Annotated in this window: 13 protein-coding genes; 9 read left to right on the top strand and 4 right to left on the bottom strand. The window is 36.3% G+C overall.

From position 1 onward, the window contains the following. Nucleotides 1–36 precede the first annotated feature (36 nt). Both AC2A1G_RS17305 and AC2A1G_RS17300 read right to left on the bottom strand, forming a co-directional pair. Nucleotides 37–1,122 carry a 2Fe-2S iron-sulfur cluster-binding protein gene (locus AC2A1G_RS17305; protein WP_484048141.1) on the bottom strand — a complete coding sequence of 362 codons (1,086 nt, stop codon included), beginning with the start codon at nt 1,120–1,122 and terminating at the stop codon, nt 37–39. After that, nucleotides 1,119–2,438, bottom strand: a complete 1,320-nt coding sequence (locus AC2A1G_RS17300; RefSeq protein WP_484048140.1) for a phenylacetate--CoA ligase family protein — start codon at nt 2,436–2,438, stop codon at nt 1,119–1,121. The genes AC2A1G_RS17305 and AC2A1G_RS17300 overlap by 4 nt, the downstream gene beginning before the upstream one ends. Nucleotides 2,439–2,653: 215 nt before the next feature. Between AC2A1G_RS17300 and AC2A1G_RS17295 the strand changes: the two genes are divergently transcribed. The 4 genes from AC2A1G_RS17295 to AC2A1G_RS17280 all read left to right on the top strand — a co-directional run bounded on the left by AC2A1G_RS17295 (nt 2,654) and on the right by AC2A1G_RS17280 (nt 6,795). Then, complete coding sequence (locus tag AC2A1G_RS17295) at nt 2,654–3,661, top strand: aldo/keto reductase (protein WP_484048139.1); 1,008 nt, start codon at nt 2,654–2,656, stop codon at nt 3,659–3,661. A 267-nt stretch (nt 3,662–3,928) separates the two neighbouring features. Next, the gene (locus tag AC2A1G_RS17290; RefSeq protein ID WP_484048138.1) at nt 3,929–4,825 is read left to right on the top strand and encodes a helix-turn-helix domain-containing protein; all 897 of its coding nucleotides are present in this window, start codon (nt 3,929–3,931) and stop codon (nt 4,823–4,825) included. 98 nt (nt 4,826–4,923) lie between these two features. Next, entirely contained in the window at nt 4,924–5,826 is a 903-nt protein-coding gene (locus AC2A1G_RS17285; protein WP_484048137.1) for an SDR family oxidoreductase, read from the top strand. A gap of 54 nt (nt 5,827–5,880) precedes the next feature. Then, nucleotides 5,881–6,795, top strand: a complete 915-nt coding sequence (locus AC2A1G_RS17280) for a helix-turn-helix domain-containing protein (protein ID WP_484048136.1) — start codon at nt 5,881–5,883, stop codon at nt 6,793–6,795. 12 nt (nt 6,796–6,807) lie between these two features. On the opposite strand, the gene AC2A1G_RS17275 is transcribed toward AC2A1G_RS17280, so the two are convergent. Next, nucleotides 6,808–7,188 (bottom strand): winged helix-turn-helix transcriptional regulator, encoded by a 381-nt coding sequence (locus AC2A1G_RS17275; RefSeq protein WP_484048135.1) that lies wholly within the window; start codon nt 7,186–7,188, stop codon nt 6,808–6,810. Between the two features lie 106 nt (nt 7,189–7,294). Between AC2A1G_RS17275 and AC2A1G_RS17270 the strand changes: the two genes are divergently transcribed. Next, nucleotides 7,295–7,897 (top strand): FMN-dependent NADH-azoreductase, encoded by a 603-nt coding sequence (locus AC2A1G_RS17270; protein ID WP_484048134.1) that lies wholly within the window; start codon nt 7,295–7,297, stop codon nt 7,895–7,897. Between the two features lie 185 nt (nt 7,898–8,082). On the opposite strand, the gene AC2A1G_RS17265 is transcribed toward AC2A1G_RS17270, so the two are convergent. After that, nucleotides 8,083–9,423, bottom strand: a complete 1,341-nt coding sequence (locus tag AC2A1G_RS17265) for a dihydroorotase (RefSeq protein WP_484048133.1) — start codon at nt 9,421–9,423, stop codon at nt 8,083–8,085. Between the two features lie 122 nt (nt 9,424–9,545). On the opposite strand from AC2A1G_RS17265, the gene AC2A1G_RS17260 reads away from it, so the two are divergent. From AC2A1G_RS17260 to AC2A1G_RS17245, 4 genes are all read left to right on the top strand, one after another. Continuing rightward, complete coding sequence (locus AC2A1G_RS17260) at nt 9,546–11,000, top strand: lipopolysaccharide biosynthesis protein (RefSeq protein WP_484048132.1); 1,455 nt, start codon at nt 9,546–9,548, stop codon at nt 10,998–11,000. A 32-nt stretch (nt 11,001–11,032) separates the two neighbouring features. Then, nucleotides 11,033–12,049 carry a sugar phosphate nucleotidyltransferase gene (locus AC2A1G_RS17255; RefSeq protein WP_484048131.1) on the top strand — a complete coding sequence of 339 codons (1,017 nt, stop codon included), beginning with the start codon at nt 11,033–11,035 and terminating at the stop codon, nt 12,047–12,049. A 101-nt stretch (nt 12,050–12,150) separates the two neighbouring features. Further along, entirely contained in the window at nt 12,151–12,996 is an 846-nt protein-coding gene (gene lolB1, locus AC2A1G_RS17250) for a lipoprotein insertase outer membrane protein LolB1 (protein ID WP_484048130.1), read from the top strand. Continuing rightward, on the top strand, nt 12,993–14,555 hold the full coding sequence (locus tag AC2A1G_RS17245) for a murein hydrolase activator EnvC family protein (protein WP_484048129.1): 1,563 nt from the start codon (nt 12,993–12,995) through the stop codon (nt 14,553–14,555). The genes lolB1 and AC2A1G_RS17245 overlap by 4 nt, the downstream gene beginning before the upstream one ends.

The following is a 14,555-nucleotide window of genomic DNA, read 5'->3' as shown; positions in this document are numbered from 1 at the left end:
GTTACACTGGTAAATTTTTACATTGTTACATTAATTTTACACGTCATAATTTAGCATCACAACATTCGTTGTCGGATGACACTGGCAAGTCAGAACAAAACCTCTGGCTACTTCGTCTTCGGTCAATGCGAAATTTTTCTCCATGAAAACTTCTCCTTCGAGAACTTCCGCTTTACACGTACAACAAACTCCTCCTTTACAAGCGAAAGGTACTGGAAGATTGTCTTTCAATGCTTTATCTAAGATACTCTCTTTTTTTGAATTCAAATGGAACGAATATTCATCATCATCAATAATCACCGTTACCATACTTTCAATATTGGCGATTGCCTTGAATTCATCGCTCATTTCCGCAGAATCTTCTTCGTCCGGAGCCGAGAAATATTCAAACAAAACCTGAATCGCAGGAACTTTTTTATCTTTCTTTAAATAATCTGAAATCCCTTTAATCATCTCCGAAGGCCCACAGATAAAATAAGTAGCTTCCTTAACGTCGATATCGGTATATCTTTCAAATAAATGATCTAATTTTTCAGGAGAAATTCTACCTTCAAAAATAGGGTCTGCGTGTTTTTCACGGCTTACCAGATAAACCACCTTCAGTCTTCCTTTGAACTGCTCAACTAACTTATCAATCTCAGCTTTTTTCATCACATGATTCATGCTTCTGTTGCTGTAAAAAAGATACGCGTTGGAATTAGGTTCCTGATAAAGACTTTCCTTTAAATTAGAAAGAATCGGGCTGATTCCGCTTCCTGCAGCAAGTCCAACATACGTTTTTGTATTGGTCGGATGATAAGAAGTATTGAAACCACCCATCGGAGGCATCACTTCCAAAACCTCATCCATATGAAGATGCTCATTAAAATATCCTGAAACTCTTCCGCCTTCCAAAAGCTTTACCAAAACTTCAAGTGTGTTGCTTTTTTCGCTTGGCGCATTGCAGATAGAATAAGAACGGCGCTCTTCATTGCCGTTGACCATCAATTTAAAATTCAGATACTGCCCCTGTTTGAACCTGAATTTATCTTTCAGCTCCTCAGGAATTTCCAATGCTACATTCACCGCATCATTGGTATCTTTCTGAACTTTTACAGTTTTTAATTTATAAAATGAATTCATTTTGTCTTTAGTATTCTGTTAATTTTTCCACCTTCGCATTTCGGTAAGCTGTCCTGAGCGTGAATTTTCACTTTCGTCGTAATCCCTACTCTCTTTTTTATTTCGTTTTCGATGCTTTTCCCAAAATTTCCTGCGAAAATAAGATATTCATCTGAATTTATATTTAAATTTTCTGCAGCCACCAATTCATCCTCAATTTCCACGTCGATATCAAGTGCTACACACATTTGTTCTTTCTCAATTGGTGTCAAATAATAATTTGGAACCACACCTTTCACATAAGAAAAAGCCTCCTCAATCTGACTTGGGTACACATTTACACCTCTCACAATCAGCATATCATCTGCTCTGCCCAGAATTGGTTTCATTTTAACCATGGTTCTTTTGGCATTTTCGTCGTAGTACAGACTTGTAATATCATTTGTCCAGTAACGGAGAAGCGGCATTGCTTTTTTAGTTAAAGTGGTTATTACCAAAACACCTTCTTCACCGTAAGGAAGCGGTTCTTTGGTAACCGGATCTAAAATTTCAGGATAAAAATGATCTTCCCAAATGTAAGACCCTCCCTTCTCCTCAAAATCTTCCATCGAAACTCCGGGACCGATAATTTCACTTAAACCATAAATATTGGTTGCGTGAACACCCAGCCTTTCTTCGATGTGATGTCTGATAATTTCCGTCCATGGTTCTGAACCTAAAACAGCATATTTTAAACTGATTTCGTCTGCAGAAATTCCTCTCTTTGCAAATTCGTCAGCGATGGTTAAAGCATAAGAAGGTGAACAACAAAGAACTTCTGGTTGGAAATCGATGATTAAATCAACCTGTCTTGAAGTCATTCCACCGGAAATCGGAAGAACGCTCATTCCTAATTTTTCCGCACCGTAATGAAGTCCTAAACCTCCTGTGAAAATTCCGTAACCGTAGGCGTTGTGCAGTTGCATTCCTGCTTTTGCTCCGGCTGCGTTTAAAGATCTTGCAACCACTTCACTGAAAAGATCTACATCTTCTTCGGTGTAACCCACTACGGTTGGCTTGCCTGTTGTTCCGCTTGAACAATGAATTCTCTGTAATTCATTTTTCGGAACGGTAAAAAGACCAAACGGATAGTTATCTCTTAAATCTTGTTTATAAGTGATAGGAAGTTTGGAAATATCTTCGATCGTCCTTATATCCTGATTGGAAATTCCTAATTCATCAAATTTTCCTTTATAAAAATCTGATTTCTCTTCAAGATAAACGACCAAATCTTTCAATCTGTCTGACTGAAGAGCTCTCAATTGGTCGAGTTTTAAGTATTCAACTGAAAAATCCATAAACTAACTAACATTTGTTAGGTAAAATTAAAAAGAAAATTTAAGCTGACAAAAAAAATACTGATATTTATCATATTTTGAATGATTCTAAATAGTATTTTAGCATCGGAAAAGTTAACGCCAACTCAATCTGTAATTTGCATACGACAATCTTCATTTTGCATACATCAGACTTGTGATTTCTGCTGAATTTTGTATCAATAAAAATCAACATTATGAAATTGAATCAAGTAAAATTAGGAAGTCAGGGATTAGTTGTCCTTAATATCGGTTTGGGATGTATGGGAATGACGGGTTTCGGAGATGCAGATATGTACGGAAAAACCGATGAGATGGAAGCGATTGCAACCATTCACCGTTCTTTGGAATTGGGTGGAAATTTTCTCGACACTGCAGATTTGTACGGACCTTTCGCAAATGAACGGTTAATTGCAAAAGCCATTGAAGGAAATCGTGAGCAATACATTCTTGCAACAAAATTCGGTTGGGAAATCGATGATAATGAGCAAGTAACCTGGAAAATTAATGGAACAAAAGATTATGTCAAAAAATCGGTTGAACGTTCACTAAAAAATCTTAAAACAGATTATATTGATTTGTACTACATGCATCGTCTCGATAAAAATGTTCCGGTTGAAGAAACGGTTGGAGCGATGAGCGATTTGGTTAAAGAAGGAAAAATAGGATACATCGGTTTGTCGGAAGTATCTTCTGAAACGGTGAAAAAAGCGCACACAGTTCATCCGATTACAGCTGTACAAAGTGAATATTCTCTGTTTGAAAGAACGGTTGAAGAAAAAGGTGTTATAAAAACTTTAAACGAACTGGGAATTGGTTTTGTGGCGTATTCTCCGCTGGGAAGAGGATTTTTGTCGGGACAAATCCGTTCGATTGATGATTTGGCAGAAAATGATTTCCGAAGAGGAATTCCAAGATTTCAGGAGGAGCATTTTTATAAAAATATTGAGCTCGTGGAAGCGATTGAAAATATGGCGAAAGAAAAAGGAATCACTTCTTCCCAACTGGCTTTGGCGTGGATTATCAGCAAAGGAATTGTTCCGATTCCAGGGACGAAACGCAGAACTTATCTTGAACAGAATATTGAAGCCAGTAAAATCGTACTGAGCGAAGCTGATGTTCAGAAGCTGGAAAGTATTGTACCTTTGGGAACAGACACCGGAGCGACTTATGATGAGTTTGGGATGGGACTTTTGGATTATTAGTTCTTGCCACAAATGCGCGAATTTTAATTTAAGAAATATTTAAACCTTCAAGGTTTTTGAAACCTTGAAGGTTTGTTTAAAACGCAATACGATTGCAGCCCGACTTGAGCGGAAATCCTTTTTTGCCAGCTCCTCAAGTTCAACTTAACTGAAATTGTCTGCAAAAAAGATTGGGAGCGGAAGGCGGATTAAGCTGCCCAAACCTAACAAAGTGGTTCGACGGAGTCAAATAATAATCATTACCTTTAATATTTAGAATTTTAAGTTATGAACACGATAAAATCCATTTCAGCTTTTCACAGATTACTGTCGCTTCCGGAGCCGAAACATCCGATGGTCAGCGTTATTAATCTTTCTGAAAGTGTCTTTATTGAGGATGAGGTTTGGAAGGGTTTTGTGAGCCGTTATTACTGCGTTGCGCTGAAGCGAAATGCGACCGGAAAAATAAAATACGGCCAGCAACATTATGATTACGACAAAGGTGTCTTGAGTTTTACGGCGCCAAATCAGGTTCAATATTTGGATTTAAAAACAATGGATTGTGAAAACACGGGATATCTGCTGATTTTTCACGAAGATTTTCTTTTGAAACAACCTTTGGCAACTACAATTTCTTCTTACGGATTTTTCTCGTATGCCGTAAATGAAGCGTTGCACCTTTCTGAAGATGAGGAAAATGACTTGCTGGAAATTCTGAATAAAATTGATAAGGAATGCCAGCACATTGACCAACACACGCAGGAAATTATTTTGTCGCAGATTGAACTGTTGCTGAATTATTCCAAACGGTTTTATGAAAGACAGTTCATCACCAGAAAAAGTGGGAGTCATCAGCTTTTGACGAAATTTGAATCTTTTCTGAATGATTATTTTGATAAAAATTCTTCCGAAAGAGGTTTATTGACCGTTCATCAGATTGCCGAAGCAATGAATCTTTCGCCGAATTATTTGAGTGACTTATTAAGAATTCAAACCGGTCAAAATACACAGCAACATATTCACGAAAAGCTAATCAGCAAAGCAAAAGAGAAGCTTTCAACCACGGAATTATCGGTAAGTGAAATTGCGTATCAACTGGGATTTGAACATTCGCAGTCTTTCAGTACACTTTTCAAAAAGAAAACGAAGATGTCGCCTTTGGAATTCCGGCAGTCTTTTAATTAATTTGAATGATAAAAATCTTTTGGCTACAGGAAAATACTTTTTGGATGCATTGTTCATGTCACGAAAACTGAACTTTGCATCATAAAATTATATTAAAAATGAAAGTATTTGTTACAGGTGCCACAGGTTTTGTAGGTACTGCCGTGGTGCAGGAATTATTGTCTAATGGTCATCAGGTTTTAGGTTTGGCGCGTTCGGAAGAATCGGCAAATAAATTGATCGCAGCAGGAGCAGAAGTGCACCGAGGAGATTTAAATGATTTTGAAAGTTTAAAATCCGGTGCAGCAATTTCTGATGCAGTCATTCATTTAGGATTTGTACATGATTTCGCACGATTTGAGGAAATGTGCAAACTTGACGGTCAGGTCATCGAAGCCATCGGTGAGGCTCTGGTTGGAACAGAAAAACCCTTTCTTATCACATCCGGAACTGCACTTTTTTCCAAAGAGGGAATTACAACAGAAAAAGACCGCTCGGTAAACAATCCACATCCGAGAATTGCAACAGAAAATGCTGCTGATGCGGTTGCATCAAAAGGTGTGAAAGTCGCTGTCGTGAGATTGTCGCCATCTGTTCACGGTGAAGGTGATAAAATCGGTTTCGTTCATTTATCAATCAACATTGCCAAAGAAAAAGGAATTTCTGCAGTGATTAATGATGGAAATAATTTTTGGCCGGCAGTTCACAGATTAGATGCTGCGAAACTGTACAGATTGGCTTTGGAAAAACCTTTTGAGACCGGTACAAGATATCATGCAGTGGCAGAGCAGGGAATTCCTTTTAAAACGATTGCTACAGAAATTGCTGACAGGCTCAATATTCCAGTTGTTTCCCTTTCTACTGAGGAAGCAGCGGAGCATTTTACTTGGTTTGCTCATTTTGCTAAATTAGATAATTTGACTTCCAGCGAAGAAACCAGAAAAGCATTAGACTGGAATCCGAAACATCCTACTCTACTGGAAGACCTGAAAGGATCTGTTTATTTTTCTGATGGTCACTAATTTGTTTATTTATTTTCATTAAATTTAAATCTGATTTTAATTTAAGCCAAAAAAATGTCTGAAAATCAACCGATAAGACTGAAAACAATTTCCGAATTTCATTCCTTGAGAGGCTTGCCAAAACCAAAGCATCCTTTGATCAGTGTCATCAATTTTGATGATATGGAACAGACTGAAATCGGCAAACAGAGTTTAATTTTTGATTTTTATACCATATCTGTAAAAAGAGATATGAGCCATAAATACCGGTACGGACAAAAAGATTATGATTTTGATGAAGGTGTGATGTTTTGCATGGCGCCTCACCAAATTCTCAGCGTTACGAGAGAAGAAAAAGGAAAAAACCCGTCCGGATGGATGCTGATGATTCATCCGGATTTTCTTTATAATACGCCAATGGCAAGCGCAATCAGGAAGTATGAATTTTTTGATTATTCTGTGAATGAAGCATTGTTTTTATCGGAAGATGAAGAAATAAAGACGCTTCAGATTATTGAAAATATTAAACAGGAATATCAAAGCAACATTGATCAGTTCAGTCAGAATATTATTCTTTCTCAGCTGGAAACGCTACTGAATTATTCCGAACGTTTTTATCAGCGGCAGTTCATTACCCGACAAAAAGCCAGTCATCAGTTTCTGGAACAGTTGGAAATTTTATTAAATGATTATTTTAAAGCAGAAGATTTTCCTGTAAAAGGATTGCCAAGCGTACATTATCTTTCTGAAAAACTCAATATGTCGCCAAAATATATGCGTGGTCTGATGAAAACTCTGACCGGACAGACAACTCAGCAACACATTCATGAAAAAGTAATTGATATTGCCAAAGAAAAACTTTCCACGACAGAGCTTTCTGTGAGTGAGATCGCCTACGCACTGGGTTTTGAACATCCGCAGTCTTTCAATAAATTGTTTAAGGCAAAAACGAATGTTTCTCCATTGGAATTCAGGAAATCATTTAACTAAAAACTAAAATACCTAATCAAACAAATCTCCTTTGATATTATTTTTATGCTGCCGTCCCCACTCGGAAAGCGCCATAATCACATTTTTTAAAGTCTTGCTGTAATCTGTCGAAATATATTCTACCACCACCGGAGTCTGTTCCGAATGCACTATTCTTTTCACAAAACCATTCAGTTCCAGATCTTTCAATTCGTTTGAAAGAACTCTTGCCGATATGCCTGCAACGATTCTCTGGAGCTCATTGAATCTGATGTTTCCACGATCCTGCAAGGCAATAATTATTTTTAATTTCCATTTTCCGCCGATGACGTAGATGGCATCTTCCACCGACGAGAGACTTTCTGAGCATCTTTGAGCGGTAATCGGTTCTTCAATATCAACGTTTGTTTCCATATATTAAATTTTAACTAACCGAAAGGTTACTGCTAACCTTTTGTTCACTACTAACTTTTGATAAGCAAATGTACATAATTTTGTCAGAGAATTAAAAATTTAAAAAATGAAACAAATTTTGCACATCATCTCAAGTCCGAGAGTAGAAGTATCCGCGAGCAGAAAATTAGGAAAATCTGTTCTTGAAAAAATTCAGGAGAAATATCCCGACAGTACTGTAAAAACACGTGACTTAACAAAAAATCTTGTTCCGCTTCTGGAAGATGTACACATCAATTCCTTTTTTACTCCCGCAGAAAGCCGTTCTCCAGAGCAGGAAACTATCAGCCAATATTCCGAAGATTTAATTTCAGAATTGCAGGAAGCTGATATTATTATTGTCGAATCGCCGATGTATAATTTCTCTGTTCCTGCGACACTTCGGGCGTATTTTGATTTTACTTCAAGAGCCGGATATACTTTTCAGTACAGCGAAAAAGGTCCTGAAGGTTTGCTGAAAAACAAGAAACTGTATATTGCTTTCACTTCAGGAAACGTTTATTCACAAGGTCCTTATCAAATTTATGATTCTAATGTTCCTTACCTGAAGAATGTCTTCGGATTTTATGGGGTTACAGATGTGAGTGTTTTCCGTGCAGAAGGCCTGTCGATTCCCGGAATGATGGAAAACGCTTTGGAAAAAGGAATTGAAAGTATTGTGATTGATTAAATTTCACGTCTTTGTTATATATTTATCTCACGCAGATTGGGCTGATTAGGCAGATTTTTAAATATTTATTATCTGCAGAATTGCAAATCTGCGTGAGATTTAAATTTTGACTGAAGTCAATTTGATTTTTTAAATAAAAAAACGGGCTAAAGCCCGTTTCTATTGATACTTATTCTGATAAAGTATTATTCTTCAACTTCAAAAAGCAAACGCTCCCCAAATTTTTCCTCATTGATTTTTCCGTTTTCGTAAACCAGATTTCCGTTGACGAAAGTATGAGTGACTTTAGAATGAAACTCAGTTCCCTCCAACGGACTCCAACCACATTTATAAAGGATATTATCTTTTGAAACGGTTTGTTTTTCCTTAAAATCTACTAAAACCAAATCTGCCTTAAAACCTTCTCTGATGAAGCCTCTCTTTTCAATTCTAAACAAAATCGCAGGGTTGTGACACATCTTTTCAACTAACCTATCAAGAGAAATCTTTTGGTTGATGCAATGCTCAAGCATTTGACTTAAAGAATGCTGTACCAAAGGTGCTCCTGAAGGACATTTCGTATAAACATTTTGTTTTTCTTCCAAAGTGTGAGGTGCGTGGTCGGTTGCAATCACATCAATTCTGTCGTCCAGCAAAGCTTCCCAAAGTCCGTCTTTGTCTTTTTGCGTTTTTACCGCAGGATTCCACTTGATTAATCCGCCTTTTGTATCGTAATCTTCATTGGTGAAAGTCAAGTGATGAACGCAAACTTCCGCTGTAATTTTTTTGTCTTTTAAGGGAATATCATTTCTGAAAAGATCAGTTTCAATCGCCGTTGACAAATGGAAAACGTGTAAACGCGCGCCTGTTTTTTCTGCCAGTTCAATTGCTTTTGAAGAAGATTTATAACAGGCTTCTTCACTTCTTATCAAATGGTGGAATTTCACAGGAATATCTTCACCGTATTCATCTAAATATTTTTGAGTATTTTCTTTGATGGTTGCTTCGTCCTCGCAATGAACGGCAATCAGCATTTTTGTATTGCTGAAAATATTTTCTAAAGTTTCAGGATTATCAACCAGCATATTCCCTGTTGATGAACCTAAAAATAATTTGATTCCGGGAACATTTCTTGGATTTGTTTTCAAAACTTCTTCCAGATTGTCATTTGTTCCTCCCATCATAAAACCGTAATTAGCGAAAGATTTCTGAGATGCAATTTCGTATTTAACCGCCAACAATTCCTGTGTTACAGCATTCGGAACCGTATTCGGCTGTTCAATAAAACTCGTAGTTCCACCTGCGATTGCAGAACGGGATTCAGATTCTATATCTCCTTTGTGCGTTAAACCCGGTTCACGGAAATGTACCTGATCATCGATAATTCCAGGCAAAAGATATTTTCCGGAAGCGTCGATAATCTGGTCAACATTTTCTTCGGAAATATTTTTTGAAATTACTGAAATCAAATCATTTTCAATAAGAATATCACTTTGGAAAATCTTTCTTTCATTGACGATTTGGGCGTTTTTTATAAGGATTTTCATAAATTACTTTTAGAATTGAGATTTTATATTTCACAAATTTAATATTTTCAGAAATGATTTTTAAGCATCAATCTGAAAATTATGATTTCTAATATTTACATTTGCATTTTAAAAACCTGAAATTGTATAAAAAATTATTTGGACAAACCGCGGTTTATGGGCTCAGTTCGGTCTTGGTAAGAATTTTTCCGTTCTTAGTTGCACCCATTATTACCGATGCGTATGGTCCGTCGGCTGCGTCCCCTTTTATTGATTGGTATTCGATTGCAGGCGTAATTACGGTTTTCCTGACTCATGGGATGGAAACTTCATTTTTCCGCTTTGCACAGGAAAAGGAAATTGATAAGAAAACTTTGGTTTCTACCTGCTCCATGAGTATTCTGGCCATAGGTTTCATTTATTTGATTTTAGGATATACCTTCAGACAGGATTTAGCAAACGCTTTCGAAACACCCGATCAGGTCAATTATTTGGTGATGTTTCTTTTCATTTTGACATTTGATGCATTTTCAACCATTCCATCTGCAGTTTTAAGGCTTGAAGGAAAACCAGTTCTGTACACGGCATCAAAGGTCGTTGGCTCAATAGTGTATTTTTCACTAACATATTTTTTCATCGTAATCCTTCCGGAATATCCTAGCGGAATTTTAGGTTTAAAATATGACCCCGAAATTGGTGTTGGTTACGTTTTTGTAGCAAATCTGGTTCAAAGCATAATCACATTGGCAATTGTAGGAAAAGAATTTGTGAATTTCAGCTTCAAAAAATTCAGTTTTCCACTTTGGAAAAGAATTATGAATTATTCCTGGCCAGTAATGGTAGCAGGTTTAGCGGGAATTATCAACCAAACTTTAGACCGACAGTTTTTAAAATTTCTTTTGCCTGAAAATCAGGCTAAACACCAAATAGGCGTCTACGGTTCGGTATATAAAATTGCAACTTTCATTACCGTTTTCAGACAAGCTTATCAATTAGGTATTGAGCCTTATTTTTTCTCAAGTTTTAAGGATAAAAACAGTCATAAAACTTATGCGGTTTTAATGGATGTTTTCGTCATTTGCAACTGTCTAATTTTTGCTGGATTGATGGTCAATTTACAATGGATTTCAGAAAAATATTTGGGTGATCCTATGTATTTCGAAGGAATTGAAATCATTCCTTACGTCATGCTCGGAGCCTTATTTTTAGGAATTTATCTGAATCTTTCGATTTGGTATAAATTATCTGACCAAACCAGAGTCGGGCTTTACATCTCTTTAATTGGAGCTGCGATTACGATTCTCATCAACTTTTTATTCATTCCAAAGTATGGTTATTGGGCAAGTGCCATTGCGGCACTCACCACGTATGGAAGTATGATGGTAATTTCTTACATTTGGGGCAGAATTCAATATCCTATACATTATAACATAACAAAAATCGGGATTTATATTGTTTTTTCGGTGGCTATCTCGATGATTTCGTTTTACTTTTTCCGTACAAATTACTTTATCGGAAATGGTTTATTTCTCTTCTTTATCGGATTCCTGGTTTACAATGAGAGAACGATGATCAATAAAATTCTCAGAAAATCTTAAAATTATACATTAAACTATATAAAAATCAACACATGAAAATAATCGTTCCTATGGCTGGTCGTGGATCAAGACTACGCCCACATACTTTAACTGTTCCAAAACCACTTATTCCAATTGCTGGAAAACCAATTGTACAGAGATTGGTAGAAGATATTGCGAAAGTTGCCGGAGAGGAAATTGAAGAAGTTGCTTTTATTATCGGAGATTTCGGTCCTGAAATTGAAAAGTCACTTTTAGACATTGCAGCTAAATTAGGTGCGAAAGGAAGCATTTACCATCAGTTGGAACCACTCGGAACAGCTCATTCACTGAAATGCGCGGAAGCTTCAATGGAAGGAAATGTAGTGATCGCTTACGCTGATACTTTGTTCCGTGCAGATTTTATTTTAGATAAAAATGCTGACGGCGTTATTTGGGTAAAAAGTGTAGAAGATCCTTCTGCTTTTGGTGTTGTAAAATTAGACAACTATGGTTTTATCACAGATTTCGTTGAAAAACCAAAAGAATTTGTTTCAGATCTTGCCATCATCGGAATTTACTATTTTAATTCTGCTGAAAAATTGATGTCTGAGATCAACTATATCATGGATAACGACATTAAAAATGGGGGAGAATATCAATTAACTACCGCTTTGGAAAACCTCAGAGCTAAAGGTGGAAAATTCAGTTTAGGAAAAGTGAATGACTGGATGGATTGCGGAAATAAAAATGCTACAGTAGAAACCAATTCTAAGATTTTGGAGTATGAGAAAGAAGAGATGTCACAATTTCCAGCTTCTGCTACAATTGAGAATTCATTAATCATTCCGCCTTGTTTTATTGGCGAAAATGTGAAAATTTCAAACTCAAAAATTGGCCCAGGCGTGTCTTTAGGAAACAATACACAAGTTGTGAATTCAAATATTGAAAACTCTTTGATTCAGGAAAATACAAAAATCAATCACGGAAATCTTTCCAACTCTATGATTGGAAACTCAGCTCAGTATTTTGGGGTGGCGAGAGAGATTTCTCTAGGAGACTTTTCAGTTCTAGACTTTTTATCAAAATAAGTCATTAAAATTATTTATCTTTAAGTAAAATAATTTCCAAACCACACAAAATGTTTTGTGTGGTTTGGCGTTAATATTGCAAAGTTTTAGCAAATTTCAATATGAAAAAATGGATTCCTTTAATCATACTTACTTTCTTCATTTTCAGCTGTAAATCCAAAAAAGCGCTGACCGATCAGGAGCAGAATTCCGACAGTCTCGTTGTAAAAAATTCAGATCCGAACAATCCTGTGGACGCAAATGAAAACGTTGGCGACCGTCTTAGTTTTTATGAAAAAATTTATCTTCATGAAAATTTTGATTATCTGAAAATCACAAGTAAAATTACTGCTGACAATATCCGTGTGAGTCCATTAGATGCTACTATTTATATTGAGACAGATAAAAAAATCTGGTCAAATATTTCTTTCTTAATAATCCCAGCCGCAAGAGCAATCATTACTCCTGATGGGATAAAAGCGATGGACCGATACAATAAAAATTATATCGATTCTGATTTTGAATATTTGAATAATCTTTTAAATGTTAACTTTTTCGACTATAAAAATCTTGAAAAACTGCTGATCGGACGTACATTTTTTACCATCAGCAACAGAAATTCCAAAATCACTAAAAATATGCAGGGTTATCAGATGGAATCAATTCAGAATCTGAAATTTACAACTGCCGGTGGTGAGCGTGAATACAAATTAAATCTCCAGTATTCAGAGGATTATAATCTGACTGATTTAAAACTGAAGGATGTGAAATCCGATGATGCTGTAGAAATCGTATATTCAAATTGGGAGACACAACCCAACAATGTAAAGCTTCCGAAGAATGTTAAAATAATTATAAAAGGAAGCAAAAACAGTCAGATTTTATTAGAAAATACGAATTTTGTTTTTTCGAGGATGGATACGCCGTATTCGGTTCCGTCTAGTTATAAGAAAATTGAAATCAAATGATCAAAAGAATCAGCCTTATACTGAGCATTTTACTCTTCGGATTTATAAGTGCGCAGAAAAATAAAGAACAGTTACAGAAAGAAAATGCAGATCTAAAAAAGCAGATTGCTCAGATCAATTCAGATCTGGCAAAAACCAGAAACGAATCTAAATTATCTGTATCCTATCTTACCAATGTAAACCAGAAATTAGCACTTAGAGAGAAAGTTTATAACAATACTCAGAAAGAAAAAAAGTTTATTGAAAACGAAATCTATCTCCGTCAGCTTGAAATCAATCGCCAGAATAAAGAATTGGCTGTTTTGAGATCAAATTATGCTGAAGTTTTGGTGAAAGCGTATAAAAATAAAGGTGTTCAGAATAAGGTAACATTTATTTTATCTTCTAAAAGTTTGGGAGAGGCTCTGAGAAGAGTTCAGTACTTAAAACAATATGCAGATTATCAGGATAAAAAAGCCGCAGAAATCACTAATGCAGCTGTAGAACTTAAAAAATCTGTTGAATCTAAAAAGAAATCGGCAGATGACAAAGAAAACCTCTTAGTCAATCAGAAAAAAGATCTTTCAACGATTGAAGTAGAAAGAAAACAGAAAGAACAGTTGGTGGCTGATTTCAAAAAGAATGAAGCAGTACTTACCGCCGAATTGAAGCAAAAACAGACCCGTTCTAAAGCTTTGGAAGGTCAGATAAGATCAATTATTGCAGAAGAAATCAGAATTGCCAAAGCAGAAGAAGAATCACGAAAAAAAGCTGAAGCTGAAAAAATAAGACTTGCCAAAATAGCAGCAGAGAGGGAAAAGGCAAGAATTGAAGCAGAAAATAAAGTACGAGCTGAAGCACTAGAGAGAGAAAGAAAAATTGCCGAAGCGGAAGCCAAAAAAGCAAATGAGCTCGCTGCGAAAAGAGAAGAAGAAGAAAGAAAGCGTACTGCTGACGCTGCAAAGGCTGCTGCAAATGCCAGAGATGAAGAAAGAAGAGTTGCCGCTAAAAAAGCATCAGACGAAGCCAACGAAAAAGCAAGGGAGGCTGCAAATAAATTAAAAGTAGCAAGGGATGCCGAAGCTGCACTAGACAAGAAAAAAGAGGATGAAAAGAAAGTAGCTGAAACAAAAGCTTACACCAATTTTGGAGTTTCATCAGGTATTGCAGGAAATAATTTTGCCGAAAACAGAGGAAAAATAGGTTTCCCTGTAGATAAAGGTCAGATTACCCATAGATTTGGAATTCAACAGCATCCTGTTTTTAAAAATATTAAAGAAGAAAACAGTGGAATTAAAATTTCAGTTCCGGCAGGCTCAAGAGCAAAAGCAGTTTTCCCCGGAAGTGTAAATTCTGTAATTGCCAATAACGATGGTACTAAAACAGTAATTGTGAAGCACGGAGCGTACTTTACCATCTATTCAAATCTTTCGAGTGTAAGTGTTTCAAAAGGCCAGCAGGTATCGGCAGGATCTTCGGTAGGAGCAGTTGGTCAGGATTTTGATGGTGCTTATACACTAGACTTCCAGGTTTGGAACGGTACAACACCGGTAGATCCATTGGGTTGGATTTCATATTAA

The organism is Chryseobacterium sp. HNCC26DJ240, assembly GCF_057180485.1.
The sequence above is the reverse complement of the archived record's forward strand: the minus strand, read 5'-3'. Positions and strand labels throughout refer to the sequence as shown.

What these genes read in the sequence shown, in the direction of transcription:
- AC2A1G_RS17305 (WP_484048141.1), bottom strand. Translation starts at nt 1,122, where the DNA reads ATGAATTCATTTTATAAATTAAAAACTGTAAAAGTTCAGAAAGATACC.
- AC2A1G_RS17300 (WP_484048140.1), bottom strand. Translation starts at nt 2,438, where the DNA reads ATGGATTTTTCAGTTGAATACTTAAAACTCGACCAATTGAGAGCTCTT.
- AC2A1G_RS17295 (WP_484048139.1), top strand. Translation starts at nt 2,654, where the DNA reads ATGAAATTGAATCAAGTAAAATTAGGAAGTCAGGGATTAGTTGTCCTT.
- AC2A1G_RS17290 (WP_484048138.1), top strand. Translation starts at nt 3,929, where the DNA reads ATGAACACGATAAAATCCATTTCAGCTTTTCACAGATTACTGTCGCTT.
- AC2A1G_RS17285 (WP_484048137.1), top strand. Translation starts at nt 4,924, where the DNA reads ATGAAAGTATTTGTTACAGGTGCCACAGGTTTTGTAGGTACTGCCGTG.
- AC2A1G_RS17280 (WP_484048136.1), top strand. Translation starts at nt 5,881, where the DNA reads ATGTCTGAAAATCAACCGATAAGACTGAAAACAATTTCCGAATTTCAT.
- AC2A1G_RS17275 (WP_484048135.1), bottom strand. Translation starts at nt 7,188, where the DNA reads ATGGAAACAAACGTTGATATTGAAGAACCGATTACCGCTCAAAGATGC.
- AC2A1G_RS17270 (WP_484048134.1), top strand. Translation starts at nt 7,295, where the DNA reads ATGAAACAAATTTTGCACATCATCTCAAGTCCGAGAGTAGAAGTATCC.
- AC2A1G_RS17265 (WP_484048133.1), bottom strand. Translation starts at nt 9,423, where the DNA reads ATGAAAATCCTTATAAAAAACGCCCAAATCGTCAATGAAAGAAAGATT.
- AC2A1G_RS17255 (WP_484048131.1), top strand. Translation starts at nt 11,033, where the DNA reads ATGAAAATAATCGTTCCTATGGCTGGTCGTGGATCAAGACTACGCCCA.
- lolB1 (WP_484048130.1), top strand. Translation starts at nt 12,151, where the DNA reads ATGAAAAAATGGATTCCTTTAATCATACTTACTTTCTTCATTTTCAGC.
- AC2A1G_RS17245 (WP_484048129.1), top strand. Translation starts at nt 12,993, where the DNA reads ATGATCAAAAGAATCAGCCTTATACTGAGCATTTTACTCTTCGGATTT.